Source organism: Paracoccus litorisediminis (assembly GCF_009711205.1).
GTDB lineage: Bacteria > Pseudomonadota > Alphaproteobacteria > Rhodobacterales > Rhodobacteraceae > Paracoccus > Paracoccus litorisediminis.
The window spans coordinates 26,427-52,859 of record NZ_WMIG01000012.1 but is presented as its reverse complement, the minus strand read 5'-3'; the positions used below and the strand labels follow the sequence as shown (position 1 = coordinate 52,859).

Genomic DNA, 26,433 nt, shown 5'->3' with positions numbered 1-26,433 from the left:
AAGAGTAAGCGCCACCCCTTACCACTACCGATTGTCGGTTCCAGATCGAATTTTCAGGCTTGCGCATCTGCATCGCTGCAGTGCGGCAGATGCGTGACAGGTGCCTGTCACCTTTTCGACTAAGCCTGCAGGCGATATATGGTGGTTGGAAACACGGAACAATTGATCATAAAATCATTCGATTTCTGCAGTTTGGAGCGAAGCCTTGGCCCAACGTTCGATCAGCTTTTCTCTTGGCTCGCAACTTGGCGCGGTCATGCTCAGCTTTCTGCTGGTGGTGGTCGCGGTCAGTTCGGTTGCCTATTGGGGCACCAAGGAATTGTCATCGACGCAGAACCACGTCCGTGACCTGACCGCCAGCCTGACCTCGATCGAGGCGGTCGAGCGGTCGATTCTGGCCCGCGAACTGGCGCTGGTCGACACGCTGTCCCGAGGCACCGAAGAATCGCGCAAAAAATTCGAACAGGCCCACAAGGACACCCTGACCGCCATCGAGAACCTGCTGCGGCTGCCCGGCCTTGACGCGCAGGCGGTGGCGGATGCGGTCGCCATTCAGGTCGCCGCCACTCAATGGATGAATCAGCGCGCATTGCCCTTGCTGACACGCATCGAGGGGACGGTGACCCCGGCGGCCCGCGCACAGGCGCTGGCGCATTACCTGACGACCAATGCCACCGATCTGGTGGACAGTTTCCCGCGGGAATCCTTTGACCGCCTGTCCGGGCTGGTCGAGGACGAACTGGACGAGGCGCGCGCCCAGCGTAACGCCCTGATCGACCGGATGCGCAACGCGACCGTCATGTCTGCGATTTTTGTCTGCATTGCCGCCCTTCTGGCCTATGCGTTGCTCTATCATCGCATCGGTTCCCCGCTGAAGCGGCTGGCCACGACGATGGAGCGTCTGGCCAATGACGACCGCAGCGCGACTGTGCCGTTTCAGGAACGCCCCGATGAAATCGGCGCCATGAGCCGGTCGCTGCTGATCTTCAGGAACCTCGCAGTGGAGCGCAGCGTGGATCTGCAGGTCCGGCGGTTGCTGACCGAGCTGTCCCAGACCATCCAGCAGCAAAAGACGCTGATCGACTTTTCGGATGCCGCGCTGCGGACACTTGCCCCGCAGATCAAGGCGGGGGTCGGCGTGTTCTTTGCCTATGACGAACAAAGCCGGTCGCTGAACCTGTATGCCAGCTATGGCTACAAGGAACGGCGCCACGTCGCCACGCGCTACATGCTGGGCGAGGGTCTCGTCGGGCAGGCGGCGCTGGAGCGCAAGACCATCGTGCTGACCCCGGTGCCCGACAATTACGTCAAGATCCACTCGGGCTCGGGCGAGGGAACGCCGGAACTGGTGCTGGTCGTCCCGGTCGTGGTGCAGGAACAGTTGATCGGCGTGATGGAGTTCGCGACCTTCGACAAGCTGGATGAGGTCGGACAGCGCATTGTCGAGGATGCCCCCGCCGTGGTCGCACTGCCGCTGGAAAACCTGCGGCGGGTTCTGCGCACGCGGGAACTGCTGGAACAAAGCCAGCAGCAGACCGAAGAACTGCAAGCCGCCGAGGAAGAGCTTCGCGCCCAGCAGGAAACATTGCAGGCCACCAATGACGAACTTGAGCGCCGCAGCAAGCAACTGGCCCTGCAAGGCGAAAAACTGGTCGAGTCCCGTCAGGAAGCCATCTCTCGCGCCGAAGAGCTTGAGCGCGCCAACCAGTACAAGTCGCGCTTCCTTGCCAATATGTCGCATGAATTGCGCACGCCGCTGAACAGCATGCTGATCCTGGCGCAGGATCTGGCCGAGAACGGTCAGGGCAATCTGGACAGCGATCAGGTCGAGGCAGCCGGGGTGATCCATGCCAGCGGCGTCAGCCTGCTGCGTCTGATCAACGACATCCTCGACCTGTCCAAGATCGAGGCCGGCAAGCTGGAAGCGCATCGCGAGCGGGTCTCGCTGACCGCATTGTGCCACACCATCGAGCGCACCTTCCGCCCGCTTGCCGAACAGAAGGGGCTGGAATTCGTGCTGGAACGCGACCCTGCCCTGCCCGACCATATCTGGGCGGATGGCGGCCAGCTGGAGCAGATCGCCAACAACCTGATCGGCAACGCGATCAAGTTCACCGCCGAGGGCCGCGTCCACGTGTCGCTGCAACTCGCCGAGGGTGGGCAGGTGCTGGAAATTTCGGTCACCGACAGCGGCATCGGCATTCCGGACGACAAGCTTGAGACGATCTTCCGACCCTTCGAGCAGGTCGATGGCAGCACCCGCAGGCAATTCGGCGGAACCGGGCTTGGTCTGGCGATCTCAAGGCAGCTCGCCCAGTTGCAGCAGGGCGACCTGTCCGTCGAAAGCGCCGAGGGCAAGGGCTCGACCTTCAGGCTGTCGCTGCCGCTGGCACCCGAGGAGGACCAAGGCGACACGCCGGAACCGCCGCGCCCCGCGCCGCCCGTTGCGCGAAAACAGAACGGGGCCGCGCCGATCGCACCCTCGCCCGGTCAGCGGACGGTGCTGGTCATCGAGGACGATCCCGGCACGCAACTTGCGATTTCGCAGCTTCTGACCCGCGCGGGTATCGACTCGGTCTCGGCGATGAATGGCGAAACCGCCCTGAGCATGCTGGCCACGCGCAAGTTCGGCTGCCTCATTCTGGACATCGGCCTGCCGGACCTTTGCGGCTTTGAGCTGCTGAAGCAGATATCAGAGCTTGGCGACACGCCCCCGGTCATCATCTACTCGGCCCGCGACCTGACCCCGGACGAGATCATGGACCTGCGCGCCTATACCGACAGCATCATCCTGAAGGGCGAATATTCGCAGAAACGCCTGCTGGAAGAGGTCGAACAGTTCCTGCAGCGCGGTCCCCAACCGCAGGCCGCGCCCGCAGCCAAGCAGCCGAAGATGAACGGACAGCACCCGCCACAGGATACCGGGCTGAACGGCAAGCTGCTTCTGGTCGATGACGACATGCGAAACATCTATGCGCTGGCCAAGATCCTGCGTGGCAAGGGCATGAATGTCGTTCTGGCGCAGGACGGGTTCAAGGCCCTGACCGAGCTTGAAGCTCATCCCGACATCCAGATCGTCCTGATGGACATGATGATGCCGAACATGGACGGCTACGAGGCGATGACCGAAATCCGCAAACGCGGCGGCGCATGGTCGGACCTGCCGATCATCGCCCTGACCGCCAAGGCGATGAAGGAGGATCGCGAAAGGTGCCTTGCCGCCGGCGCGACGGATTACATGACCAAGCCCGTCGATGTGCCCAAGCTGCTGTCGATGATCAGCGAGAACCTTCCGCATGGAAGATGAAGTCGCGACGTTCACTCGAAATCTATTCGAGAGATATGGCTGCGACTTTCGCGGGTATCGGTCCAGCTCGCTTGAAAAGCGGCTGCGCAACCTTTGCGCAAATCTTCAGCTGCCGGGCATTGACGCCCTGACCGCCTGGGTTCTGGACAACCCGACCCGGATCGATTTCATCGTTGAAAACATCACCGTTCCGGTGAGCGATTACTTTCGCGAGCCCGAGACCTTTGCCGAGGTCAAGGAGCACGTCTTTCCGCATCTGCGAAGCTTTTCGAACATCACCATCTGGCATGCGGGCTGCGCCGCGGGCCAAGAGGTCTATTCGCTGGCGATCCTGCTGAATGAGGCCGGTCTGTATTCACGCAGCCGAATTTTCGCCAGCGACATTTCGGCCAGTTGCCTGAGCGCGGCAAGGGACGGCGCAGAGATCGATGAAAAGCAACTGGCCGCGATCGAGCGGCGCTATGCGCAAGGCGGCGGGTCGGGCTCGCTGTCGTCCTATACGATCAGGTCCGGCGACAGGTATCGCTTTGACCCGCAGCTTTTGAAGAATGTCACATTCATCCAGCACAATCTGGCGACAGATGGCGTGTTCTGTGAGGCAAATCTGATCTTTTGCCGGAATGTGCTGATCTATTTCGGCCCCGAGCTTCAGCGTCGGGTTTTTGACCTGTTTCAAGATTCCATGTTTCGTGGTGGATTTCTGTGCCTCGGCAGCAGAGAGACACCGATCAGCACCGGAGCGGCCTATTGCAAAGAGCCGGGGTGCAACCTGATCTATCGCCCGCTGCAGCCAGCCCGCAGCCAAATCAGCATGGGTGATGGCCTGATCGAAAAGGGTGGCGGCCAATGACAGACATTTCGCTTGAAGAACTCGGGAAAGCCGACGAACGGCCCAGAATCCTTATTGTGGACGACATCCCGTCAAATCTGCTGGCGATGAAGATCCTGCTGCGCGATGTCGGTGCTGACCTTGTCGTGGCGCATTCCGGCAACGAGGCGCTGTCGCTGGCGCTTGATATGCAATTCGCGCTGATCCTTCTGGACGTACAGATGCCCGAGATGGACGGCTTTGAGGTCGCGAGTTACCTCAAGGACAACCCGCTTTCGGCAGAAACGCCCATCGTCTTCCTGACGGCCTCGAACGCGGATGAGATCAACCAGATCCATGGCTATATGTCGGGGGCCATCGACTTCATTCCCAAGCCCGTCAATGAAACGATCCTGATTTCCAAGGTTTTGATTTTCCTGGAACTGCATCAGAACAAGAACCGCCTTGTCAGCGCATTGAGGGAGGTACATCGCCAAAGGCAGATCCTTCAGGCCACGTTCGATGCGGTGGGCGACGGCGTCATCGCGACCGACAGGGGCAATCGCGTGTCGTGGATGAACCCCTCGGCGCAGCGGATCACCGAATGGCTGGCCGACAGCGGCTGCGGTCAGGATCTGGATGAGGTCTTTCCGCTGCTTTCCGCCGACGGGATGCCGATGAATGAAGGGCTGTTCGATCCCTCGCAGAATGGCGGCCTTCGCACCGACGAGCCCCAGACGATGCTGCGAACGAAAGCGGGCGCGCTGTTGCCGGTGACAAGATCCGCCTCGCTTGTCCGGGATACGGAAGGAGAGATGATCGGCGGCGTAATCGTCTTTCAGGACGCCTCGGATGCCTATGCCCGCCAACTGGCTCTGATCGGAGAGGCCGAGACCGACCCGCTGACCGGTCTGCTCAACCGGGCCGGTTTCAACAAGCGATGTCAGGTGCTGCTGGCCGAGCAGAAATGCGATCTGGCGCTGCTGTTCGGTGATCTGGACCTGTTCAAGCCGATCAACGATGCCTATGGCCATGCGACAGGCGATGTGGTGCTCAAGGTCATTGCCTCACGATTGAACGATTGCGTGCGGACCGAGGATATCGTTGCCCGCTGGGCCGGGGACGAATTCGCCGTGCTGATGGTCTGCAACGACCGCAGCGATGCCGAGCAGATGGCCCGTCGCTTGATCGAGGCCGTCCGTCAACCGATTGCCGTCGGCGATCACGGCGAAGAGGTTGTCGTGGGCATCAGTCTGGGCATCGCGCTGGCCAGCGAGTCGTCCTGGAACCAGACCGAGCTGCTGGCCAGCGCCGACCGGATGCTCTACGCGCAGAAAACCCGCCGTGACCGGTTGGCGTCACGTATCCGTGGCTAAGTGCCTGCGACACTTCTGCTTATTGCTTTTCCTGCCAATTCCGCCCTTACTTGCGGGGTAGCGATGGAGGTGTTCGGCATGGACGATATGGACAAGACCGCAACGGGCGGTCCTGTGCTGCCGTCCCCGGACGATCGGCACCTTATCTCGGCACTGGCCGAGGCGCTGCGCAAGGATCAATTGCTCATCCGCTATCAGCCCCAGATCCGACTGTCCGACGGGACCCTTGCCGGTTTCGAGGCGCTGGCCCGATGGTACAGCCCGGTGCTGGGCGAGGTCGAGCCCGACAGATTCGTCCCCATCGCCGAGGAACATGGCCTGATCGACGAAATCGGCATGTGGCTGCTGGACAAGGCGCTGTCCGACCTTGCGACCATCGACTCCCCCACGCCGGTGCGCGTGTCGGTCAATGTCTCGGTCATTCAATTGCGCCATTCCGGCTTTGCCGACCGCATTGCGCGGATTCTGGCAGAGCGCGGTTTCCCCGCCCATCGCCTTGAACTGGAAATCACCGAAAGCAAATGCCTGCAGGATGAGGCCGCCACCTGCATCCGCTCCCTGCGGGAACTGGGCGTCGCGATTGCCATGGATGATTTTGGCGCGGGTTTCAGCAATCTCGCGGCACTGGGCAAGTTCGATTTCGACCGGCTGAAGCTCGACCGCAGCCTTCTGGGCGAGTTGTCGGGCACGGCAAAGGGCGAACAGATCATCGAATGGGCGGTGGCGATGGGCAAGGCGCTGGGACTGGAGGTCATCTCGGAAGGTGTCGAAACCGAGCAGCAGGCCGAATTCCTGCGCCGGATCGGTTGCGACTATGCCCAAGGCTATCTTTACGCGCCCCCCTTGACCCTTCAGCAGGCCAAGGAATGGGCATCGACCACGGCAGATCATCACAACTGACCGGGACCGGCCACCGAGGGGCGGGTTTGTCTTGAACTCAGGCGCTGCGGCCTCCATCTTGCCCGCAACCTGCAGTTTTAGAGTATGTCTTTGTCATGGCGAAATTCATCATTAACGCGAAAGCCGGATTCGCCCGGGACATGACCTTGATCGCGTGGTCGAATAGGCTGGATTACGCGAAAACCTCGCAGCAGGCGACCTCGTTGCGGCTATTTGACAGCGCATCCGACTATGCGGTGCTTGGCGGGACGAAACTCAGCTATAGCGGGACGGGTATCGGGGCGCTGAAGTCGGGAACGATCACCTCGCTGCGCATCGTCTCGGCGGGCGTCACCGTGTTCGAGGCAACCGCGCTGTCCATTTCGGCGGCCGGGCTTGCTCAGGCCTTCAAGTCGTTCAACGATCTGGCCTTCAGCCGCCTGCTTCTGGGCGGAAACGACGCCGTCACCGGCAGCGCCAGCAATGAGACGCTGACGGGCTACGACGGTCACGACACGCTGAACGGCGGCGCCGGGAACGACGAGCTGTTCGGAGGCGCGGGCAATGACGTCCTGTTTGGCGGTGCCGGGGCCGATACGCTTCTGGGCGAGGGCGGCAACAACAAGCTTTATGGTGGCGACGACAATGACCTTCTGTACGGGAATGTCGGCGCGGACACCCTCAAGGGCGGTCAGGGGCATGATATTCTTTGGGGTGGGGCGGGCGCGGATCAGTTGTGGGGCGAGGCCGGCAATGACACCATTTATTCGGGTATCGGCAACGACCGCGCCTATGGCGGCGCGGGTGCGGACACCATTTATGGCGAAGCCGGCAACGACCTGCTGTCCGGCGGCGATGCAGCCGACAAGCTAAGTGGCGGAGAGGGCAACGATACCCTCGACGGCGGCAACGGGAACGATCTGCTTTACGGAGAGGCCGGGAACGACTCGCTGCTTGGCGGCACGGGTCACGACTGGCTTGGCGGTGGTATCGGCACCGATACCCTGAATGGCGGAAGCGGCAATGACAAACTTTACGGAGAGGCGGGGGCCGACCGGCTGATCGGCGGCACCGGTCAGGATCTGCTGGAGGGTGGCGCGGATAACGACACACTGATCGGCGGGACCGGTGCCGATACGCTGGTCGGTGGTGCCGGTGCGGATGTCTTCGTTTTCTACAGCACGGCGGAGTCCACCGTTCTTGCTGCCGGCCGCGATCTGATCGTCGATTTCAGCTCGGCGCAGAATGACCGGATCGATCTTTCGGCCATCGATGCCGATATCGCCACGCGGGGCGATCAGGCCTTCACCCTGATCGGTAATGACAAATTCAGCGGCGATGCCGGGGAGCTGCGCTGGGTCCGCACCGCCGACGCCACCTTCGTCTATGGCGATGTGGACGGCGACGGCAGCGCAGATTTTTCGATCCGGATCGGCAAGTCGATCAATCTGTCCGGCACGGATTTCGACCTGTAACGACTCCTGTCGGGCGGCATTTCGCGGTGCTGCGGTCTGGATTGTTTCGGAAACCGTGACTCTGCGGCTTTGCGCTTGGCAACCGCATCATCATCGCAAATCCCGTCCAGTCGGCTATTCGACGCCTCGACGGTTGGTTAATCTTCGGTCAGCATGGTTGCCGCCCTGCTGGCGAGGAGGAGGCATGACCCAAGCGACATTGCGGACCGATTCCACCAAACAACGGATCCTGTTTGTCGAGGACGACCCCAGCCTTTGCGCCTTTCTGGGGCGGTATTTCGGCGAGGAAGGCTATCAGGTCGACATGTGCTATGACGGCGTGGGGCTGCGTCGGCTTTTGGCGCAGACGCGGTTCGATCTGGTGGTGATGGATGTCGGGCTGCCCGGTCGGGATGACGGCTATGCCCTTGCGCGCGAGATCAGGGGGCAACACAAGGGCGGGCTGTTGTTCCTGTCGGGACGGCAGGAGGCCATTGATCGCATTGTCGGGTTGGAGATCGGGGCAGACGACTTTCTGGTGAAGCCGTTCGAGCCGCGCGAATTGCTGGCGCGGGTGCGGGCGATCCTGCGCCGCCTGCCCGCCGAACCTGCGGCCCCGCCCCGCCCGGATCATCCGCGCATGGCCCATTTCGACGGATGGTCGCTGGATTTTGAATCGCGCATGCTGCGTGACGCGACGGGTCGGGTCCAGTCGCTGACGACACAGGAATTCAACCTGCTCAGTGCCTTAGCGCAACGACCGGGTCGGGTCCTCAGCCGCGATCAACTGCTTGATTTTGCGGCCAATCGAGACTGGTCGCCCTTTGACCGTTCGATCGACGTGATGATCGGCAAGATCCGCCGCAAGATCGGGGATACCGGACCGGAGCATCGCGTGATCCGCACCATTCGCGGGGCGGGTTACATGTTCTCGCCGTCCGGCTGAGTGGTTGCCGGCAGATCCAGCACCGCGCGCGCCCCGCCCTCGGGTGCGGTTCCAATCCGAAACGCGCCGCCAGCCGCCAGCGCCAGTTGCTGGATCATCGGCAGGCCCAGCCCCGTACCCTTGGGCTTGGTGGTAAAGAAGGGATGCAGCGACATCGCCTCAACCTCTGCGGACAGGCCCGGACCGTCGTCCTGAACGACCAGCCGGGCGTAATTGCCGCCCTGACGCAGCAAGGACAGCGTGACGATGACCCGCCCCCGGCCTTCGGTCGCGTCGCGCGCATTGATCAGCAGATTAACCACCGCGGTTTCAAGCATCGTGGGCGCGACCGGCACCAGAAGCGGGACGTCAGGCAGGTCCAGCGCAATCCTCATATCGACGCAAAGCGTATGCTGCATCATGCGGCAGGCCGTGGCGACAGGTTCGCGCAGGTCGATCGGCTCGGGCAGCGCTTGGCCGCTGCGGGTAAAATTCATCAGCCGCGCGACCAGCTCGGCCGCCGCACGGGCTGCCCGGTCGGCATCGTCGGCATAAGCCGCCAGCGCGTGGTCAGGGCCAAGCCGATCCAGAATGACCGAGACATTGGCCTGAATGACGGCAAGCATATTGTTGAAATCATGCGACAGCCCGGTCGCAAGGCGCGATGTCGCCTCAAGCTGGCGCAGGATGGCCAGATCCTGTTCCGCACGGGCCTTGTCCTCGCGCAGCGCCAGCACCTCGAAGCAGCGGTTCAGCGCCCGCATCAGCTCATCAAGGAAGAAGGGCTTGGACAGGTAATCATGCGCCCCTGCATGCATCGCCGCGACCGCGCTGTCGATCGAGGCATAGGCCGTCATGATGATGACCAGCAATTCTGGCCGCACCGCGCGCAGCCGCGCGGCCAATTGGGTGCCGTCCTCATGGCGGATGCGAATGTCGACCAAGGCGATCATCGCCGGGTTTTCCGTCAATTGCGCAAGGGCCGTGGCGCTGTCATGGGCAATCAGGCAGGTGATCCCCTCAAGCGCCAGCGCCCGCGCGGTCGAGACGGCGAAGTCGCGTTCATCATCGACGATAAGCACTTTCGGGCGCGGCGTCACGGTCATGACCTATCCCGGATCGACAGGCACATGGCCGTGCCGTTCGGACTGCTGCGCGCGATCCACGCTTCGCCGCCATGCAGCTGGGCCACGCGGCGGACCAGAGGCAGCCCCAGCCCGACGCCGGTATCGCGGGTCGAGAACAGCGGATCAAAGATCCGGGCCTGCAGATCGGTACGAATGCCCGGGCCGTTATCGGCGACCTCGATTTCGGTGACACTGCCGCGACGCCGCGCGCTCAGCGTGATGCAGGGCGACCGACCAGCGGCCTCGGCGGCATGCAGGGCATTGTCGATCAGGTTGTGGACGGCGAATTGCAGCCGCGAGGGATCGCATTTCAACCGCATTCCCACCGGAATCTGCATCCTGACAAAGCGCTGCCCCGAGTGATCCGCGACGACGGCGTTCAGCCATGCCGGCAGGTCGATCGGGACGATCTCGGTTGCGCCCTGCCGGGCAAAGTCCAGCAGGATGTCGATGATGCGGCGGCAGCGGCGGATGTTGCGCCGGATACGGTCCACATCCTCGGTCACCTCGGGACCAAGCCCGGGGTGACGCGACAGCACCTCGACCGAACTGGTGATGGTGCCAAGGGGGTTGCGCAATTCATGGCTGATGGTGGCGGCAACCTCGCCCACGGCGGCGAGGCGCTGGTTCAGCGCCAGTTCGCGCTGCGCCTGACCCAGCCGGGTCAACGCGCCCAGCAGGTCATCTTCGGTCAGGCGCTTGCGTTCATTGGCCATGACCACCCAGATCGCCAGCAAGGCCAGCATCGGGACCGAACCAAGAAAGAAATGCGTCACCAGCTGGCGATCCTCAAGCAATGAGGAAAGATGTCGGGCGACCAGATAAAACCCGGCCAGCCCCACCAACAGCGCCGCGAAAACCGCGGCAATCTGCCAGATCCGCTGCCAGATCCGTGGCGACACCCGATGCAGTCGCAGCCCGTCCGGGGTAACGGGTATGGACGGCGCAAGGCGTGGGCGCTTGCAGAAATCGCGGCAATGGGGTTCCAGGCTGCAACACAGCGAACAGATCGGGCGCTCGTAAAAGGTGCAATAGGCCATGTCGCGGATTTCATAGCCGTGGCTGCAAATGGCGCAATCGCAGCGCTCGACCGGGCCGAAATCATGCGGTTCGCGCGCGAAATAGACCGGCTTTCCCTTGACGATCCCCACCGCCGAGGCGGTCAGCATCGCGACGACAAAGGCGATCGGCGGGGCCCAAGCCTGCAGCATCGGCCCGCCCAGCCCCAGCAGAAGCCCGATGCCGATCACGCCGCCGACGACGATGCCGCTGCAACCAACCGGGTTGAAATCCGGCAGATAGGCGCGCTTGAATTCGATCCGCTTCGGGCTGCGGCCCAGCGGCTTCAGGATCACCAGATCGGCAAAGATCGCCCCAAGCCAAGCCAGCGCCAGATTGGCATAGATGGCCAGCACCGCCTCGAGCGTGGAAAAGACCCCCATCAGCATCAGCGCACAGCTGACCGTGATGTGAAAGATCAGCCAGACCAGCCGCCCCGGATGGTATCGCGTCACCCGCAGAAAGAAGTTCGACTGCGCCAGCGACCCGGCATAGGCGTTGGTCACGTTGATCTTGATCTGCGCCAGCAGGATATAGACGGTCGCCACCGCCAGCGCGACGGCGGGGCTGAACAGATGCTGATAGGCCTGCCAGAACATGCCGATCGGCTCCAACGCAAAATCCGCGGCCATGCCATCGCCAAGTGCCAGCGTCACCAGAAAGCTGCCCATCAGCACCTTGGTGCCGCCGATCAGGATCCATCCCGGTCCGGCCAGGATCAGGGCCGACCACCAGCGCAAGGCGGGGGTGGTTTCCTTTGGCGGCAGGAAGCGCAGGTAATCGACCTGCTCTCCGATCTGCAATGTCAGCGCACAAAGCACGCCGATCGCCCCGCCGAGCGACAGCCAGCCTAGCGTCGGCCCGGTCGCATCCAGCCAGCTGCGTATCTCTTGCGGCTCCAGGATCGCGATCGCCGCAAACGGCATCAGGCCCAGCACGATCCAAGGGATCTGCGTCACCATCTGAAAGCGCGAAATCGCCGTCATCCCCCGCACTGCAAAGGGCAGGATCACCAGCGTCGAGAGCAGATATCCCACCGGCAAAGGCAATCCGGTGCTGACCGAAAGCGCCTGCGCGATGATCACGCCTTCAAGCGCAAAGAAGATGATCGTGTAGGTCGCATAGATCAGCGAGGTGATGGACGACCCGATATAGCCAAAGCCCGCCCCGCGCGTCAGCAGGTCCATGTCCACATTCGACCGGGCGGCGTGATAGGCGATGGGCAGGCTGGTGACAAAGATGAAAACCGAGACCAGCAGCACCGCGATGACCGTCGTATGCACCCCCCATGACAGGGTCAGCGCCGCGCCGATGGCCTCCAGCGCCAGAAAGGAAATGCCGCCAAGCGCGGTATTGGCGATGGTGAAGGGGCTCCAGCGGCGGTGGTTCACCGGGGCATAGCGCAGGGCGTAATCCTCGATGGTCTCGTCGGCGACCCAGGATTGGTAGCTGCGCTCTTCGGGTTCGAAACCGGGGAAGGCCGCCCGGGCGGCGGGCAAAGGAACACCTCCGCGCAGGTCTGCACCTGCCTCGGCAACCGACTTGTCCATGACCCTCCCCCCGGGTGTCGCGGGCGATCGGGCCACACGATGACAGCGATCCTAGAAGCGATTGCCGGTCCTGTGAATTCCCATTGTCGATGGTGCGACAGCCCCGGTTACAAGACGCTTACACAGTTTTACAAACTTGGCCCGGTCAAAGGGCATGGCGGTTACACGGCCCGATGACCTTGGTTCCGGGTAGGCCCGCAACGCGCTGGCCCGTCCGACGGACAGGGAGGGTAGAATGTCCAGAACCGTTTTCGAAGTCGATCTGAAAAGGGCACCCGAAGAAGCCGCACAGAAGCCGCATAACCGCTGGCATCCCGACATCCCGATGGTCGAGAGCTTCAAGCCCGGCGAGGTGCTGCGCGTCGAATGTTATGACTGGACCGGGGGCCAGATCGGCAACAACGACAGCGCCAACGATATTCGCGATGCCGACCTGACGCGGGTGCATTACCTGTCCGGTCCCTTCGCGTTCGAGGGTGCCGAGCCGGGCGACCTGCTGGTCGTCGACATTCTGGATATCGGCGCGCTGCCGGAGTCCAGATGGGGTTTCAACGGCCTGTTTGCCAAGGAAAACGGCGGCGGCTTTCTGACCGAGCATTATCCTCATGCGTCGAAATCGATCTGGGATTTCGAAGGCATCTACACCACCTCGCGCCATATTCCGGGCGTGCGCTATCCGGGGCTGATCCATCCCGGTCTGATCGGCTGTCTGCCCGATCACAAGCTGCTGGCCGAAGCGAACCGCCGCGAGGCCGCGCTGATCGCCACGAATCCGACCCGCGTGCCACCGCTGGCCAATCCGCCTTACGGCCCCACCTCGCTGATGGGGTCAATGTCGGGCAACGCGGCCGATGCCGCCTCCAAAGAGGCCTGGCGCACCGTGCCGCCGCGCGAACATGGCGGCAATTGCGACATCAAGAACCTGTCGCGCGGCTCCAAGGTCTACTTCCCCGTCTATGTGAAGGGCGGCGGTCTCTCGATGGGTGACATCCACTTCAGCCAGGGCGACGGCGAAATCACTTTCTGCGGTGCCATCGAAATGGCCGGCTGGATCGAGATCAAGGTCGAGATCATCAAGGACGGCATGAACAAATACGGCGTGCAGAACCCGATCTTCCGCCCGTCCCCGATCGACCCGCATTTCGACGATTACCTGATCTTCCAGGGGATCTCGGTCGATGAGCATACGGGCGAGCAATACTATCTGGACGCCCATGTCGCCTATCGTCGCGCCTGCCTTAACGCCATAGAATACCTCAAAAAATTCGGATATTCTGGCGAGCAGGCCTATATGATCCTTGGCACTGCCCCGGTCGAGGGGCGCATCGCCGGCATCGTCGACATTCCCAACGTCTGCGCAACGCTGGCCATCCCGACGGGGATTTTCGACTTCGACATCCGCCCGAATGGCGACGGGCCCAAGCGCATGGTCCCGGAAACGCCCTGGGCCAAGACCAGCTGAACCTTCCCTCCCCACCTCCGCCCCCGGCTTCTCGGGGGCGGCTCTTTCAGGAGAGTCACCATGATGCTTGGATTTCTGCTGCTTTGGGTGGGCGCGGTCCTGTTTCTGAACGGGCTATGGCTGCTGGGCAAGATCGAAGACCGCGAGATCGTGGTCATCAACATCGTCTCGGGGCTGGTGGCTGCGGGTGTCGTGATCAAGTCGGTCTTCGGCACGGCTGCCGATGCTGAATCGATCCGGGCGGGCGCGCTGACCCTGCTGTTCGCCACTACCTATTTCTGGATTGCCCATAACCGCGTGACCGGGGTCGACGGGCGGGGGTTGGGCTGGTTCAGCCTGTTCGTCGCCATCACCCTGATCCCGGTGATCCTCAGGGCCTATGCCGGGGTCGGGGCGGGCGGCAGCTTCTGGCTGGCGACCAACTGGCTGATCTGGGCGGCACTGTGGTTCATGTATTTCCTGCTTCTGGCGCTGGGACGCCCGATCTTAAAGGCAACCGCATGGGCCACGCTTGTCGCCGGCATCGTGACCGGCTGGCTGCCCGGCATGCTGCTGCTTGACGGAATGATGTGAAAGGAACGGCCATGCCCGTCTATGATTTCAACTGCTCCGACCACGGCATCTTTTCGGACTGGATGAGCTATGATGCCAGCCGCCAAGGCGCGCCCTGCCCCGATTGCGGCGGAGTTTGCACCGTGCTGCCCTCGATCCCGCAGATCAGCACCATGTCCAGCGCCCTGCGCCGCGCCGAAAGCCGCGCGGATGCCAGTTCCTCCGAGCCGAAGGTGATGAAGCGCGGTCACCTGCCCACATGCGGCTGCAACATGTGCAAGAAAGCCGCGCCGCCAACCTCGCGACGCTGGATGCTGGGCACCTGCTAAGGGCAGGCCCGACCGGCGTCCGGCCATCTGAAGGGCCGGGTTTCGTTTTCGCATCAAACAATGTCAGACATCGTTATTGGCTTTGTCTGACATGATTTCATGATCTGGCCATGGAATCGACACACGAAACAGCCAGCACAGATAAGCAGCGCACCGTACTTGAAGCGGTCGCAGAGATGATCGTCGCGCGTGGCATCGGCGTAGGAGAGCGCCTGCCCCCGGAACTGGATCTGGCACGCGATCTGGGCGCGGCACGTTCTACCGTGCGCGAGGCCTTGAAGGCATGGCAGGGCATGGGGGTCGTGTCGCGCAACAAGGGCGCGGGGACCGTCCTTCGTGTGCCCATTTCCGGCAAGTCGATGCAAGTCAGACGCCCGATCGAGGCCGAGGCCTGCAGGCTGGCGGCCCTTCGGGCAAATGACCGGCAACGCACGGAAATCATCCACCGGGCGATGACTGGCGGCCGACGGATCACAGCTTTCACCATGCGATCCACGATGCTGCAGGAAACCCGCTGTTCCAGCAATTGGTGGATCAGCTGCAGCACGCATTTCACACGGTCTATCGCGACCCGATCGGGGCACCGCAGCTTGGGACCTCTTCGCTTCGGCTGCATCTGCCGCTGGCCGAGGCGATCCGCAACGGCCATTCAGACCGGGCAGTGGCGCTGATGAACGAGATCATCGGCCTCGTGGCCGAGGAAACCAGGATCGGAGTTGGAGAGCTGTCGCATGAATGAACTGGCCATCGAAACCCTGTTGGCGCAGACGCATGGCGGGGCCGAAGGCTCGGTGACGCCGCCGATCTATCAGTCGTCGCTGTTCACATTCGACGATTTTGCCGCCTTCGAGGCCCGCATGTCCCAACCGGACGCTGTATTCCCGTGTGCAGAACCCGACGGTCGCCGCCTTCGAACAGATGATGGCCCGGTTGGAAAACGGTGCGGCGGCGGTGGCCGCGATTTCCTCGACGATCTTTGCGCTTGTCCGACCCGGCGATCGGATCGCCTGTATCGAACACGTCTATCCCGATGCCTACCGCCTGTTCGAACAGATGCTGCGGCCTTGGGGAGTCGAGATCACCTATCACCCGATGACCGGGTTCGAGAGCGACCCCGATCTGCTCAACGGTGTGCGGCCGGCCTATCTGGAAAGCCCGAATTCGATGATGATGCAGGTCATGGACCTGCGCCGGACGGCGGAACATGCCAAGCGCCACGGCACGCTGACGGTCGTGGACAACAGCTGGGCCACGCCGGTTTTCCAGTGACCGCTGGAACTGAGCATCGATCTGGTGCTGCATTCGGCCTCGAAATACATTTCGGGTCATTCCGACACGGTCGCGGGCGTCGTCGTCTCGACCGATGAGCTGATTGGCCAGATCCGCGCACTTACGCTGCCGCTATTCGGGGCCATGATCAGGTCGAGGCGACGACGCTGGCCGACCGTATCGTGGTTCTGAATGCGGGCGAAATCCAGCAGGTCGGCACGCCGTTGGAGCTTTACGAACGGCACGCCAATCTGTTTGTCGCGCGCTTCATCGGCTCACCCACGATGAACATCCTTGACGTGCCCCCCGGCGCGGGCGGATTGCGGCTGAAGAACAACATGACATTGCGCGGACCGTCGCAGGCCAGCCGCCCCGAACATCTGGACATCGCCGCGCGCTGAGCCGGCGATGTCGATGCCGAGGTGCTGCTGGTCGAGCGGCTGGGCTCGGACACCAAAGTCTACACCTCGGTCGAGCAGGTCGGCCCGATACTGGCGCGCCTCAACGGCAATGTGGCGCTGCAGCGGGGCGAACCAATCGCGCTGCGCTTTGACCCCGAGCACATGCATTTCTTTGCTCAGTCGGGTCGCGCTTTGGCATAGTCGAACTACCCCGCGCGACGCCACAACTTCGACAGCGCCCATGCCAGCAGGGCAATCCCGGCAAGGACCAACTCTCCGATCAGGAAGTCCCGCGTCTGGGTCAGCAGCGCATAGCCGGTGAAAGCGATCACGATCAGCGGGGCAAGCGGCCAGAACGGCATGCGGAAGGGGCGCTTGATCCCCGGATGTGCGATGCGGCTGAAAAGGGCGGCGACGGCGACGAAGAAATAGACCGTGGCGATCATCGTGCCCGCGAACATGATCAGCCAGTCAAGGCTGGACATCCCGATCAGGAAGACCGAGGGCACCAGCAGCGCCGCGACTGCCCATCCGGGCGAACTGAACCGGTTCAGCTGCGCCAGCCGGGCATTGACCACCGGCGGCCACAGCCCGTCGCGGGCCGAGGCAAAGACCCCGCGTGCGAAATACATCTGCAAGGTCAGCGCGGCGTTGAACAGCGCGGCGATAACGCCGATATCCAGAATCGTGCTGGCCCATGGGCCAAGCGCGCTTTCGACGGCATAGACGATCGGCGCGTCGGATTGCAGGAAGGCCGTCAGATCCGGCGCGGCAATCACGCCCGCGATCAGTGGCACCGTGATCAGGACCGAGGCCAGAATGGCGGCATAGATCACCGATCTGCCGATATCGGCCGCGCCGCCCACCAGTTCCTCGACAAAACCGCAAACCGCGTCATAGCCGTTTAGCACGTTGAACGCCGGGGCCAGCGTCGCCAGCGCCATGCCCAGCGTCACCGCGACAAGCTGGCCATCGCTGAGTGCGACGGGATGCAGCACGATGTCGACCGGGTTCTGCGCGGGCGCGATCACCGCCGCCAGCACGATCAGCCCGACCACGACCAGTTGCACGATCAGGATGGCGATATTCACCCTTGCGCCGATCTCGACCTTGGTGATGGCGATGCCGCCTGAAATCACCAGAAGCGCAAAGGCAATGACCTCGTTCGGGACGGTCAGGCCGGGCATCAGGTGTTTCAGAAAGATCGGAATGCCCAGCAGCAGCGAGGCCGGGATGACGATGCCCTGCGTCACGAAATTGAACAGGGTGATCCATGCCAGCGGCTCGGGCAACACGCTGCGCACCATCGAATAGGACCCCCCGGTCGAGGGATAGGTCGAGGCCAATTCCCCAAGGCACATGGCGATCAGGATGACGACGACGCTTAGCACCAGCATCGCGCCTGCGGCAAAGGTGCCGCCAACCTGAAACACGCCGCCCGACAGCAGCAGCACTGCCATCGCGGGCGAGGCATCGGCCATGGCAAGGCAGACGACATGGCTGACCTTCAGCCGCCGTCGCAACTCATGGGGGGCTGCGGGGGCCGGGCGACTGCCGGCAAGGGTATCCTGTGCTGTCATGGTGAATGTGCCTCCTCACATTGCCGATGCCCGCCGCCCGCTTGGCGGGCGGGGCGTCTGTTCTAGCTGTCCTTGTGGTCAGCGCTTGCTGCGTTCGTGGAAAACGAAGCCAAGGAAGTTCAGCAGGACCTGCGCGGCCAGAATGGCCGTGCCGCCGGTCGGGTCGTAATCGGGCGCGACCTCGACCAGATCGATGCCCACGACCTCATTGCGACGGGCCAGTTCCTGCAACATCTCCAGCACTTCGTAATAGACGAAGCCGCCATGCGAGGGCGTGCCGGTCCCCGGCGCGATCGAGGGGCAGAAGGCGTCGATATCCAGCGTGACATAGACCCGCGCATCCTTGGGAATACGGTCGATCACGGCCTTGGGCCCCAGCGCCCGCATCTGCCGCACCGACAGAATATCCGAACCCATGCGGCGCGCGTCTTCATAGCCTTCCTTGGCAGTCGAGGACACGTTGCGGATGCCGACCTGCGTCAGCCCGGTGACATAGGACTTTTCCGCCGCGCGGCGCATCGGGTTGCCATGGCCGTTGCGGACGCCGTGGCGTTCGTCGACGAAATCCAGATGCGCGTCGATCTGCAGGATATGGATGTCGCCCTGCCCCTCGAAGGCGTCGATGCAGGGAATATTGATCGAGTGATCGCCGCCGATCACAACCGGAAAGGCCCCGGCATCAAGGATCGCCTTGACCCCTGCCTTGATATTGGCGTGGCTTTTCACCGTGTCGGTATGGACGATATCGGCGTCACCGATATCCACGATGCGCACATCCGCGCCCAGATAGGTGCAGTCATCCTCGTGATCGTAGGCCCCGGCATGGCCAAAGCTGAACAGGGTCGAGGCCTCGCGCAGCGCCCGCGGCCCAAAGCGCGCGCCCGCGCGGAACTGGGTGCCGAAATCAAAGGGCGCGCCCAGCACGGCGACATCGGCGTCGATCTGGGACCAATCCGCAACATAGGGGCGCTTGCCAAAGGTCGAGATGCCGACGAACGGCAGGTTCAGGCGGCCGCTGGCATAGCCGTGCGAGGACGAGGTGTCGTGCATATCAATCGCTCCGATGGGACATGGGCCGGCTGGTACCGGTTCACGTCGATTATCGGCCGCGAGTTTCTTCGATATATCCCATATTATTGATCATTGCTTCGGGATTTCGGATGTGATCAGGCGCCCGCCATATCGCATTCGCGCGCAATCAGATCGGCCAGCAGCAGGGCGGTGCGGTTGCGACGTCCGGGGCTGAAGGCGATGTGGAAGATGTCGTCGAAATACAGCCGTTCAGGGGCAATCGCACGCAACTGTCCTTCGCGAGCCGGGATTGCCGCGAAATGGTCGGGCAAAAAACCGATGAAGGCCCCCGACAGCAGCAAGGTCAACGTTCCCTCCATATGGGCGGTTTGCGCGCTCCACTGGAAATCAATGCCGCAGATCCGCTCATCCGGCATATAGGTCCGCCCGGCAAAGGCCTGCCTGGCCAGATCCGCATCGGTGATCCCACCGTCGGGACGCCCGAAAAGCGGGTGCTTTTGGCCACAGTAAAGAAACTGCCGCTCGGAAAAGGCACGCCGCGAGTCGAGCCCCGGCAAGGCATCGCGGACCGGCAGAAGTGCTACCTCGTATCGCCGTGTCAGCAGACCTTGCGCCAACGCCTGCGGCGGCGCGATGTCGATATCAAGGCTGACCTTGGGCGCAGACTGGTGAAAGGCGCCGATGGCGCGATCAAGCCCCAGCGCCCGGTTGGTCACCATGGCATCCACCGTGCCGAAATTCAGCCGTCCGGTCAGTTCGCCGCGCACATCACCGATTGCGGTGCCAAAGCTTTCGATCGCGCCGAACAGGTCCAGCATCGCACCATGCACCTGCCGTCCCTGCTCGGTCAGGTAGAACCCGGCACGGCCCCGTTCGCATAGCCGCAGGCCAAGGCGTTCCTCAAGATGCCGCATCTGCTGCGAGATCGTCGCCTGGCTCATCCCCAGACTGATCTGCGCGGCGGAAAAGCCGTTGCAGCGCACGATCTCGGCAAAGATCCGCAAAAGTTTCAGGTCGATATCGGTGAAGGACGGGCGCCCAAGGCCGGATTTCTGCTGCATTACATTAGAAATACCTGAAGTGAATATAATGAAACAGATATTTTCTAAACAATCGGCTGACCGTTTCATCCAAGGGTGCGACGCTTTCCGGGGCCGGATCGCCCCAATGGACAGCAGGCATCCGCGCGGTCCGGGGCGCACCATGCCAGATCAGGACGTCCCGTGCCCGCATCTCAGAACATCGAAGGGAAAAACCTTCGCAACGGGGAGTATGGCCATGTCGACAGCATGGGACGACGAGATCGAAAGACGCATCCGCGTCTATGAGGAATTGGAACAGAACGGCGGGATCGCGGGGCGGCTGGGCATGGTGGATTACACCGCGCTGGTCGCCATGGTCGTGGTTCTGGCTGGCGGGTTCTGGGCGTGGGGGGGCATCTGATGGCCGCTACCGAAGACCGGGACTACCGCCTTGCGGCGGAACGCGGCGACCTGCCGCTACTGCCCTCAGAGAGGCTGTGGGGGTTCTGGGAATTCACCTATGCCAATTCGGCCCTTGCCATCGCGACCTGGGCCTTTCTGATCGGCGGCGCGGTCGGGCTGTTCGTCGGCCCGCGCGAGGGCATCGCCGCCATCGTCATCGGCAACGTGATCGGCGTCGCCATCACCGCGCTTGCGACCTGCGTCGCGACCGGGCGCTACGGGCTCGAGCAATTCGTCTTTCTGCGCAGCGCCTTTGGCGGCAATGGCAGCAGGCTGGTCTATGTCTTGGCGGTGATCGTCCTGACCATGGGCTGGCTTGCGGTGTTGGGGCTGATGTTCGGACGCTCGATCAGCGGTCTTGGCGCGCTGATAGAAGGCGGCGATCCGGCGGCTGCGACCTCGGGCGGTGCGGTCACCATCGCCGGGGTGGGCGCGATCCTGCTGACATGGTTCATCGTGGCCAAGGGGCCGACCTCGATCAAGTTCTTCAACATGATCGTCTCGCCCGCCTTGGTCATCCTGATGATCGTGATGATGTGGCTGATCCTGTCCGAACGCTCATTCTCGGAACTGATGAGCCTGCCGCCGCTGGACCCGCCCTTTGACAGCCGCGCCGCCAATTTCATGATCGCGGTCGAGGTGAATATCGCGGCCGGAATGTCATGGTGGCCCTATATCGGCAACCTTGCGCGGCTGACCCGCAATGAGCGCGTCGCCGTCTGGCCGAACCTGATCGGCATTTTCGCGGCGGCGGCCTTGGGCGAGGTGGTCGGGCTGCTGGCCGCGGTGGCGCTTGGCAATAGCGACCCGACGATCTGGATGGCGCAGATCGGTGGGGTGGCGGTGGGTGTCATTGCACTGGGATTTGTCGCCTTCGCCAATATCACCAGCATGGCGAATATCCTTTACACCTCGGTCATCGGCTTGCGGCAGGTCAGCACCGACGCGATCCGCCGCCTGCGCTGGGAAGTCCTGTGTCTGGTCTTCTGCCTGATCCCGCTGGGCTTGGTTCTGTTCACGCCCGGCGTCTATGACGGGTTCTTCCGCTTCCTCGTCTGGACCTCGGCGTTAAACAGCGCGCTGGCGGGGATCGGTCTGGCCGATTACTTCTATCTGCGCCGCCAACGCCTTGATATGCGCGCGCTTTTCACCCCAGGACATGACCACGCCTATGGCTTCTGGCATGGCTATAATCCGGCGGGGTTGGTTGCGCTGGCAGTGGGCGTTCTGGTCTATGTGGTGATTTTCAACCCGCAGACGCTGGACCATTTGCCGGTCTTTGTCTGGCTGAGCGCCTCGATCCCGTCCTGCGTGGCGGCGGCGCTGGTGCATGTCGCGCTGACGAAGGCGATCACGCAGCCGCGCGGCTGGGGCGGCTACCCGCGCAAACCCTGAACCGATCCACCGCCCGCCCCGATGCGGCGGGCGGCGGCATCGCATTCCCATCTGAACAGAGGAGGACCGGCCATGGCCGAAACCTATGATTTCATCATCGTCGGCGCGGGTTCGGCAGGCTGCGTTCTGGCCGCCCGGCTCAGCGAGGACCCCGCGAACAAGGTGCTGGTGCTGGAATTCGGCGGCAGCGACAAAAGCGTCTTCATCCAGATGCCAAGCGCGCTGTCGATCCCGATGAACGGCACCAAATACAACTGGCGCTATGAGACCGCCCCCGAGCCGGGCCTGAACGGTCGCCGCATCCATTGCCCGCGCGGCAAGGTGCTGGGCGGATCGTCCTCGATCAACGGGCTGGTCTATATGCGCGGCCATCCGCGTGATTTCGACGAATGGGAAAGCCTTGGCGCGCGGGACTGGGGCTATCGCCATTGCCTGCCCTATTTCCGCAAGGCCGAGACCTTTGCCTTTGGCGGCGATGAATATCGCGGCAATGACGGGCCGCTGCATGTCAACAATGGCAATCGCATGGCCAACCCGCTTTATGGCGCCTTTGTCGATGCCGGGATCGAGGCGGGCTATATCGGGACCGAGGACCCCAACGGCCATATGCAAGAGGGCTTTGGCCCGATGCATATGACCGTCAAGGACGGCGTGCGCTGGTCGGCGGCCAATGCCTATCTGAAACCGGCGATGAGCCGCCCGAACCTGCGCGTCGTCACCCATGCGATGACGCGCCGCGTCCTGCTGGAAAATGGCCGCGCGACCGGGGTCGAGTTCGAGGTGGACGGCAAGATCCAGATCGCTTTGGCCCGGCGCGAGGTCATCGTCTCGGCCGGGCCGATCGGATCGCCGCATCTGCTGCAACGCTCAGGCATCGGGCCGGGCAAGGTGCTGCAAGCGGCGGGCATCGCGATACGCCACGACCTGCCCGGCGTCGGCGAAAACCTGCAGGACCATTCCGAGATCTATATCCAATATGCCTGCAAGCAACCGATCACGCTGAATGGCAAGATGGGCCTGCTCAGCAAGCTGCGCATCGGCGTCGAATGGATGCTGTTCAAGCGGGGCTTAGGGATTTCCAACCATTTCGAATCCGGTGGCTTCATCCGCTCGGATGCGACGGTGAAATGGCCCGATATCCAGTTCCATTTCCTGCCCGCCGCCATGCGCTATGACGGCAAGCAGCCGCTGAAGGGCCATGGCTTCATGGTCCTGACCGGGCCGAACAAGCCCAAAAGCCGCGGCCATGTCCGCGCCGTTTCGGACGATCCGCGCATCCATCCCGAGATCCTGTTCAAATATCTTGACCGCGAGGAGGACCGCGAGGGCTTCCGCCGCTGCGTCCGCCTGACCCGCGAGATCATCGCCCAGCCCGCGATGGACGCGTTCCGCGCCGAGGAAATCGCCCCCGGCGCCGATGTCCAGACCGATGACGAGATCGACGCCTTTGTCCGCCAGACCATGGAAAGCACCTATCACCCCTGCGGAAGCTGCCGCATGGGCGAGGATGCCATGGCCGTCGTCGACAGCGAATTGCGCGTCCACGGGCTTGAGGGGCTGCGGGTGATCGATTCCTCGGTCTTCCCGAGTGAGCCCAACGCCAACCTGAACGCACCTACGATCATGCTGGCCGAGCGCGCCTCGGACCTGATCCTTGGCAAGCCGCCGCTGCCCGCATCGAACGCCCCCATCGGGCTGGCCGAGGGCTGGGAAACCCGCCAGCGGACCGGCACGCCGGTCCGGCAGATAAGCGCGACGGCCCGGTGATCGCATCCCGAAATCAATAAGACACGAAAGGCAGAAAAATGACGGCGAATGACAAACGGGTGGCAGTGGTCACCGGCGGGGCCAGCGGCATCGGGCGGGCGATTTGCGAAAGGCTGCTGGCCGATGGCTGCCGGGTGATCGTGCTGGACCGCAATCAGCCAGAGGTGGGCGAATGGCTGCAACTGGACCTGACCGACGCCGCCCAGATCGCCGCGGCGGGCGAACGCCTTGCCGCGATGACGGCGCGGGTGGATGTGCTGGTCAACAATGCCGGGGTGCTGATCGAGGCCCCCTTGCCCGAACAGACGCTGGCGGCGCTTGACCTGATGCTGGCGGTCAATCTGCGCGCGCCCTTCCTAGTGACCCAAGCCGTACTGCCCCTGATGGAGCGCGGCGCGCGGATCGTGAACATCGCCTCGGAACTGGGCTATCTGGGGCGGCAGAACCTGTCGGCCTATGCCGCAACCAAGGGCGGCGCGCTGACCATGACACGCTCATGGGCGCGGGAACTGGCGCCGCGCGGGATTTTGGTCAATGCCGTCGCCCCCGGCCCGGTCGAGACGCCGCTTCTGGCCTTTGACCAGATGACCCCCGAACAGCAGGCGGTCGAGACCGCCAATCCCTTGGGTCGCATCGGCCAGCCGCGCGAGATCGCGGCGGTCGCGGCCTTCCTCGCCTCTCCCGAGGTCAGCTTCATCACCGGGCAATGCTACAGCGTCGATGGCGGCGCGGCGATGCACTAAGGAAACCCCATGATCCTCAGCAACAAGATCCAATGGCCGAATGGCGCGCGCTGCGCCTGCGCCATCACCTTCGATGTCGATGCGGACAGCCTGATCCATATCTCGCGGCCCACCGACGGTTTCGACCGCCTGTCCCCGATCAGCATGGGCCGTTATGGCCCGACCGTCGGCGTGCCGCGCATCGTTGAAACCTATCGCCGCCTCGGCCTGAAGCAGACCTTCTTCATGCCCGCCTGGGTGATGGAGCAATATCCGCAGGCCGTGGATACGATCCTGCAGGGCGGCCACGAGATCGCCCATCACAGCTACCTGCATGAGGACCCCTCGGCGCAATCCGATGCCGAGCAGGAATATTGGTTCGACAAGGCCACCGATGTGCATGTCGCGATGACCGGCCAGAAGCCGCGCGGCTATCGCGCCCCGGTCTATAACGTCACGCAGAAGGTCATCGACCGGCTGATCGCGCGGGGCTTCCTGTATGAAAGCTCGCTGATGGCCGATGACAATCCCTATGTCATGCGCACCGATGCGGGTGAGTTGATCGAGATGCCGGTGCATTGGGGCAATGACGACTGGCCCCCCTTCGCCCATTACGCCGAGATCGGCTACCTGATGCCGGTGCGGGCCCCCTCGGACGGGCTGCGCGCATTTTTTGAGGAATTCGACGCCGCCTATGAGGCGGGCGGCTTCTGGATGCCGGTGCTGCATCCCTTCCTGACCGGGCGTCTGGCGCGCTGGATGCAGATGGAAAAATGGCTGGAACAGGTGCGGACCCGCGACGATGTCTGGTTCGCGCCGCTTGAAGACATCGCCCGCCACGTCCAGGCCGAGCATCGCGCCGGGCGCGGCGTGCGGGTCGAGAACCTGCCCTATTACCAGCGCCCGGTGCATCTGGGGCGCTGAACGCCCCCTTAAAACGGACGGATCGGCCCCTGCCCCGCCGGTCCGTCCAGCCGCAACGGATGTTCCGCCACGCGGTTGAGAAAGCTGCGGATCAGGATGTTTTCCGAGGCCCCGGTGCTGTGGACCAGCTGTATCGGGGACAGATAATCGACGGGTTCGACCGTCTCGATCCGGGTCAGCCCGTCAACGGTCTGGGCATAATGGCTGGGCAAATAGCCGATGAACCGCCCCGAGCGGATCAGCAGCGCCTGTGTCTCCATCGTATCGACTAGGGCTGCCGGTTCGACATGGCCGACCCGCTCGACGTCATAGCGATGCAGGTAGCCGCGCGCCACGAAAGCGTGCTGGCGCAGGGTCGCGGCCTGAACCGGCCCTGATCGCGCCAAGGGATGCGCGGCCGCGCAAAACAGCGCGTGATGTTCCTGAAACAGCGGCACATAGCTCAGCCCGGCATTGCGGCGAAAGAACGGGCCAATGGCGATGTCGCGCTTGCCCTCGGCCACCAGCCTTTCCATATCCGAGGGCGAGGCCGCGGACAGTTCGATCAGGGTCGCCTTGGCGCGGGCATTGAAGTCGCGCAGGATCGCGGACAGATCCCATGCCGCATTGCACAGCATCGCGTCCACCACGCTCAGCCGCAGCACGCCCCGCATCTCGCCCGAGATCGAGGCCGCCTCATTCTGGAAATGATCGGCGGCGGCAAGAAAATCCTCGAGCGCGTCCAGCAGTTTCTGCCCCTGAGGCGTCAGCGCGAATCCGCCCCGCCCGCGTTGGCACAGCCGAAAGCCCAGCCGCTTCTCCAGATCGGCAAGCTGCGTCGATAGCGTCGATTGCGAACTGTTCAGTGTCGCCTGCGCGCCCGATAGCCCGCCCGCCTCGACGATGGCCTTGAACGTCCTGAGCAATTTCAGATCGACATCGTGCAGGCGGCGCATTGGTTCCCCCGGATTGGTACCACATTCATATCGGATATTTCGAAGTGAATGCCAGTTTTTCCTATTTTTCCGGAGCGGACAACCGGGAAATGCTGG

Annotated in this window: 23 protein-coding genes and 2 pseudogenes; 19 read left to right on the top strand and 6 right to left on the bottom strand. The window is 63.0% G+C overall.

The genetic code is table 11. The annotated features are described in order from the left end of the window. Positions 1-205 precede the first annotated feature (205 nt). The 6 genes from GL300_RS17530 (at position 206) to GL300_RS17505 (ending at position 8,770) form a co-directional block, all read left to right on the top strand. Positions 206-3,307, top strand: a complete 3,102-nt coding sequence (locus GL300_RS17530; RefSeq protein ID WP_155040956.1) for a response regulator — start codon at positions 206-208, stop codon at positions 3,305-3,307. Then, positions 3,297-4,157, top strand: a complete 861-nt coding sequence (locus tag GL300_RS17525; RefSeq protein ID WP_155040955.1) for a CheR family methyltransferase — start codon at positions 3,297-3,299, stop codon at positions 4,155-4,157. Before GL300_RS17530 ends, GL300_RS17525 begins: the two co-directional genes overlap by 11 nt. Beyond that, positions 4,154-5,491, top strand: a complete 1,338-nt coding sequence (locus tag GL300_RS17520) for a diguanylate cyclase domain-containing protein (protein WP_155040954.1) — start codon at positions 4,154-4,156, stop codon at positions 5,489-5,491. The genes GL300_RS17525 and GL300_RS17520 overlap by 4 nt, the downstream gene beginning before the upstream one ends. Before the next feature lie 78 nt (positions 5,492-5,569). Further along, the gene (locus GL300_RS17515) at positions 5,570-6,391 is read left to right on the top strand and encodes an EAL domain-containing protein (RefSeq protein ID WP_170297704.1); all 822 of its coding nucleotides are present in this window, start codon (positions 5,570-5,572) and stop codon (positions 6,389-6,391) included. A 140-nt stretch (positions 6,392-6,531) separates the two neighbouring features. After that, on the top strand, positions 6,532-7,845 hold the full coding sequence (locus GL300_RS27135; RefSeq protein ID WP_170297703.1) for a calcium-binding protein: 1,314 nt from the start codon (positions 6,532-6,534) through the stop codon (positions 7,843-7,845). Between the two features lie 184 nt (positions 7,846-8,029). Further along, positions 8,030-8,770: a response regulator gene (locus GL300_RS17505; RefSeq protein WP_155040951.1), complete on the top strand. Its 741-nt coding sequence runs from the start codon at positions 8,030-8,032 to the stop codon at positions 8,768-8,770. On the opposite strand, the gene GL300_RS17500 is transcribed toward GL300_RS17505, so the two are convergent. Both GL300_RS17500 and GL300_RS17495 read right to left on the bottom strand, forming a co-directional pair. Continuing rightward, entirely contained in the window at positions 8,746-9,855 is a 1,110-nt protein-coding gene (locus GL300_RS17500) for a sensor histidine kinase (protein ID WP_155040950.1), read from the bottom strand. The genes GL300_RS17505 and GL300_RS17500 overlap by 25 nt on opposite strands. Then, on the bottom strand, positions 9,852-12,485 hold the full coding sequence (locus GL300_RS17495; RefSeq protein ID WP_155040949.1) for an ATP-binding protein: 2,634 nt from the start codon (positions 12,483-12,485) through the stop codon (positions 9,852-9,854). The genes GL300_RS17500 and GL300_RS17495 overlap by 4 nt, the downstream gene beginning before the upstream one ends. Before the next feature lie 235 nt (positions 12,486-12,720). On the opposite strand from GL300_RS17495, the gene fmdA reads away from it, so the two are divergent. The 8 genes and pseudogenes from fmdA (at position 12,721) to GL300_RS17460 (ending at position 16,699) form a co-directional block, all read left to right on the top strand. Beyond that, a complete protein-coding gene (gene fmdA / locus GL300_RS17490; RefSeq protein ID WP_155040948.1) occupies positions 12,721-13,947 on the top strand; it encodes a formamidase in 1,227 nt (408 codons plus the stop codon). A 60-nt stretch (positions 13,948-14,007) separates the two neighbouring features. Continuing rightward, positions 14,008-14,520, top strand: coding sequence for an AmiS/UreI family transporter (locus GL300_RS17485; protein WP_155040947.1), 513 nt, complete (start codon positions 14,008-14,010; stop codon positions 14,518-14,520). Positions 14,521-14,531: 11 nt separating this feature from the next. Continuing rightward, on the top strand, positions 14,532-14,828 hold the full coding sequence (locus GL300_RS17480) for a zinc ribbon domain-containing protein (RefSeq protein ID WP_155040946.1): 297 nt from the start codon (positions 14,532-14,534) through the stop codon (positions 14,826-14,828). A gap of 110 nt (positions 14,829-14,938) precedes the next feature. Next, a pseudogene (locus GL300_RS27465) lies at positions 14,939-15,148 on the top strand (FadR/GntR family transcriptional regulator); the annotation flags it as partial. A 170-nt stretch (positions 15,149-15,318) separates the two neighbouring features. After that, positions 15,319-15,567, top strand: coding sequence for an FCD domain-containing protein (locus tag GL300_RS27460; RefSeq protein WP_425495925.1), 249 nt, complete (start codon positions 15,319-15,321; stop codon positions 15,565-15,567). A 179-nt stretch (positions 15,568-15,746) separates the two neighbouring features. After that, a pseudogene (locus GL300_RS17470) lies at positions 15,747-16,289 on the top strand (PLP-dependent transferase). Further along, positions 16,280-16,498 (top strand): ABC transporter ATP-binding protein, encoded by a 219-nt coding sequence (locus GL300_RS27130; RefSeq protein ID WP_155040944.1) that lies wholly within the window; start codon positions 16,280-16,282, stop codon positions 16,496-16,498. The pseudogene GL300_RS17470 and the gene GL300_RS27130 overlap by 10 nt, the downstream one beginning before the upstream one ends. Before the next feature lie 21 nt (positions 16,499-16,519). Then, positions 16,520-16,699 carry a TOBE domain-containing protein gene (locus GL300_RS17460; protein ID WP_155040943.1) on the top strand — a complete coding sequence of 60 codons (180 nt, stop codon included), beginning with the start codon at positions 16,520-16,522 and terminating at the stop codon, positions 16,697-16,699. Between the two features lie 5 nt (positions 16,700-16,704). On the opposite strand, the gene GL300_RS17455 is transcribed toward GL300_RS17460, so the two are convergent. The 3 genes from GL300_RS17455 to GL300_RS17445 all read right to left on the bottom strand — a co-directional run bounded on the left by GL300_RS17455 (position 16,705) and on the right by GL300_RS17445 (position 20,171). Next, entirely contained in the window at positions 16,705-18,078 is a 1,374-nt protein-coding gene (locus tag GL300_RS17455; RefSeq protein ID WP_155040942.1) for an APC family permease, read from the bottom strand. A 78-nt stretch (positions 18,079-18,156) separates the two neighbouring features. Next, positions 18,157-19,128, bottom strand: a complete 972-nt coding sequence (gene speB, locus GL300_RS17450; RefSeq protein ID WP_155040941.1) for an agmatinase — start codon at positions 19,126-19,128, stop codon at positions 18,157-18,159. A gap of 116 nt (positions 19,129-19,244) precedes the next feature. Beyond that, a complete protein-coding gene (locus tag GL300_RS17445) occupies positions 19,245-20,171 on the bottom strand; it encodes a LysR family transcriptional regulator (protein WP_170297702.1) in 927 nt (308 codons plus the stop codon). 217 nt (positions 20,172-20,388) lie between these two features. On the opposite strand from GL300_RS17445, the gene GL300_RS26210 reads away from it, so the two are divergent. The 5 genes from GL300_RS26210 to GL300_RS17425 all read left to right on the top strand — a co-directional run bounded on the left by GL300_RS26210 (position 20,389) and on the right by GL300_RS17425 (position 25,402). Further along, positions 20,389-20,553, top strand: a complete 165-nt coding sequence (locus GL300_RS26210) for a hypothetical protein (protein ID WP_170297701.1) — start codon at positions 20,389-20,391, stop codon at positions 20,551-20,553. Further along, positions 20,553-21,989: a purine-cytosine permease family protein gene (locus GL300_RS17440; RefSeq protein ID WP_155040939.1), complete on the top strand. Its 1,437-nt coding sequence runs from the start codon at positions 20,553-20,555 to the stop codon at positions 21,987-21,989. The genes GL300_RS26210 and GL300_RS17440 overlap by 1 nt, the downstream gene beginning before the upstream one ends. A 72-nt stretch (positions 21,990-22,061) precedes the next feature. Continuing rightward, on the top strand, positions 22,062-23,756 hold the full coding sequence (gene betA, locus GL300_RS17435; protein ID WP_155040938.1) for a choline dehydrogenase: 1,695 nt from the start codon (positions 22,062-22,064) through the stop codon (positions 23,754-23,756). 38 nt (positions 23,757-23,794) lie between these two features. Continuing rightward, entirely contained in the window at positions 23,795-24,499 is a 705-nt protein-coding gene (locus tag GL300_RS17430; RefSeq protein ID WP_155040937.1) for an SDR family NAD(P)-dependent oxidoreductase, read from the top strand. A 12-nt stretch (positions 24,500-24,511) separates the two neighbouring features. After that, positions 24,512-25,402, top strand: a complete 891-nt coding sequence (locus GL300_RS17425; protein ID WP_343043107.1) for a polysaccharide deacetylase family protein — start codon at positions 24,512-24,514, stop codon at positions 25,400-25,402. An 8-nt stretch (positions 25,403-25,410) separates the two neighbouring features. On the opposite strand, the gene GL300_RS17420 is transcribed toward GL300_RS17425, so the two are convergent. Continuing rightward, on the bottom strand, positions 25,411-26,337 hold the full coding sequence (locus GL300_RS17420) for a LysR family transcriptional regulator (protein WP_155040935.1): 927 nt from the start codon (positions 26,335-26,337) through the stop codon (positions 25,411-25,413). Positions 26,338-26,433: the final 96 nt, after the last annotated feature.

Bases quoted from the DNA above. Each gene is read 5' to 3' on its own strand.
- GL300_RS17520 (WP_155040954.1), top strand. From the start codon at position 4,154: ATGACAGACATTTCGCTTGAAGAACTCGGGAAAGCCGACGAACGGCCC.
- GL300_RS17480 (WP_155040946.1), top strand. From the start codon at position 14,532: ATGCCCGTCTATGATTTCAACTGCTCCGACCACGGCATCTTTTCGGAC.
- GL300_RS17485 (WP_155040947.1), top strand. From the start codon at position 14,008: ATGATGCTTGGATTTCTGCTGCTTTGGGTGGGCGCGGTCCTGTTTCTG.
- GL300_RS17420 (WP_155040935.1), bottom strand. From the start codon at position 26,337: ATGCGCCGCCTGCACGATGTCGATCTGAAATTGCTCAGGACGTTCAAG.
- GL300_RS17500 (WP_155040950.1), bottom strand. From the start codon at position 9,855: ATGACCGTGACGCCGCGCCCGAAAGTGCTTATCGTCGATGATGAACGC.
- GL300_RS26210 (WP_170297701.1), top strand. From the start codon at position 20,389: ATGTCGACAGCATGGGACGACGAGATCGAAAGACGCATCCGCGTCTAT.
- GL300_RS17440 (WP_155040939.1), top strand. From the start codon at position 20,553: ATGGCCGCTACCGAAGACCGGGACTACCGCCTTGCGGCGGAACGCGGC.
- speB (WP_155040941.1), bottom strand. From the start codon at position 19,128: ATGCACGACACCTCGTCCTCGCACGGCTATGCCAGCGGCCGCCTGAAC.
- GL300_RS17455 (WP_155040942.1), bottom strand. From the start codon at position 18,078: ATGACAGCACAGGATACCCTTGCCGGCAGTCGCCCGGCCCCCGCAGCC.
- GL300_RS17525 (WP_155040955.1), top strand. From the start codon at position 3,297: ATGGAAGATGAAGTCGCGACGTTCACTCGAAATCTATTCGAGAGATAT.
- GL300_RS17505 (WP_155040951.1), top strand. From the start codon at position 8,030: ATGACCCAAGCGACATTGCGGACCGATTCCACCAAACAACGGATCCTG.
- betA (WP_155040938.1), top strand. From the start codon at position 22,062: ATGGCCGAAACCTATGATTTCATCATCGTCGGCGCGGGTTCGGCAGGC.
- GL300_RS17495 (WP_155040949.1), bottom strand. From the start codon at position 12,485: ATGGACAAGTCGGTTGCCGAGGCAGGTGCAGACCTGCGCGGAGGTGTT.
- GL300_RS17515 (WP_170297704.1), top strand. From the start codon at position 5,570: ATGGACGATATGGACAAGACCGCAACGGGCGGTCCTGTGCTGCCGTCC.
- fmdA (WP_155040948.1), top strand. From the start codon at position 12,721: ATGTCCAGAACCGTTTTCGAAGTCGATCTGAAAAGGGCACCCGAAGAA.
- GL300_RS17445 (WP_170297702.1), bottom strand. From the start codon at position 20,171: ATGCAGCAGAAATCCGGCCTTGGGCGCCCGTCCTTCACCGATATCGAC.
- GL300_RS17430 (WP_155040937.1), top strand. From the start codon at position 23,795: ATGACGGCGAATGACAAACGGGTGGCAGTGGTCACCGGCGGGGCCAGC.
- GL300_RS27135 (WP_170297703.1), top strand. From the start codon at position 6,532: ATGACCTTGATCGCGTGGTCGAATAGGCTGGATTACGCGAAAACCTCG.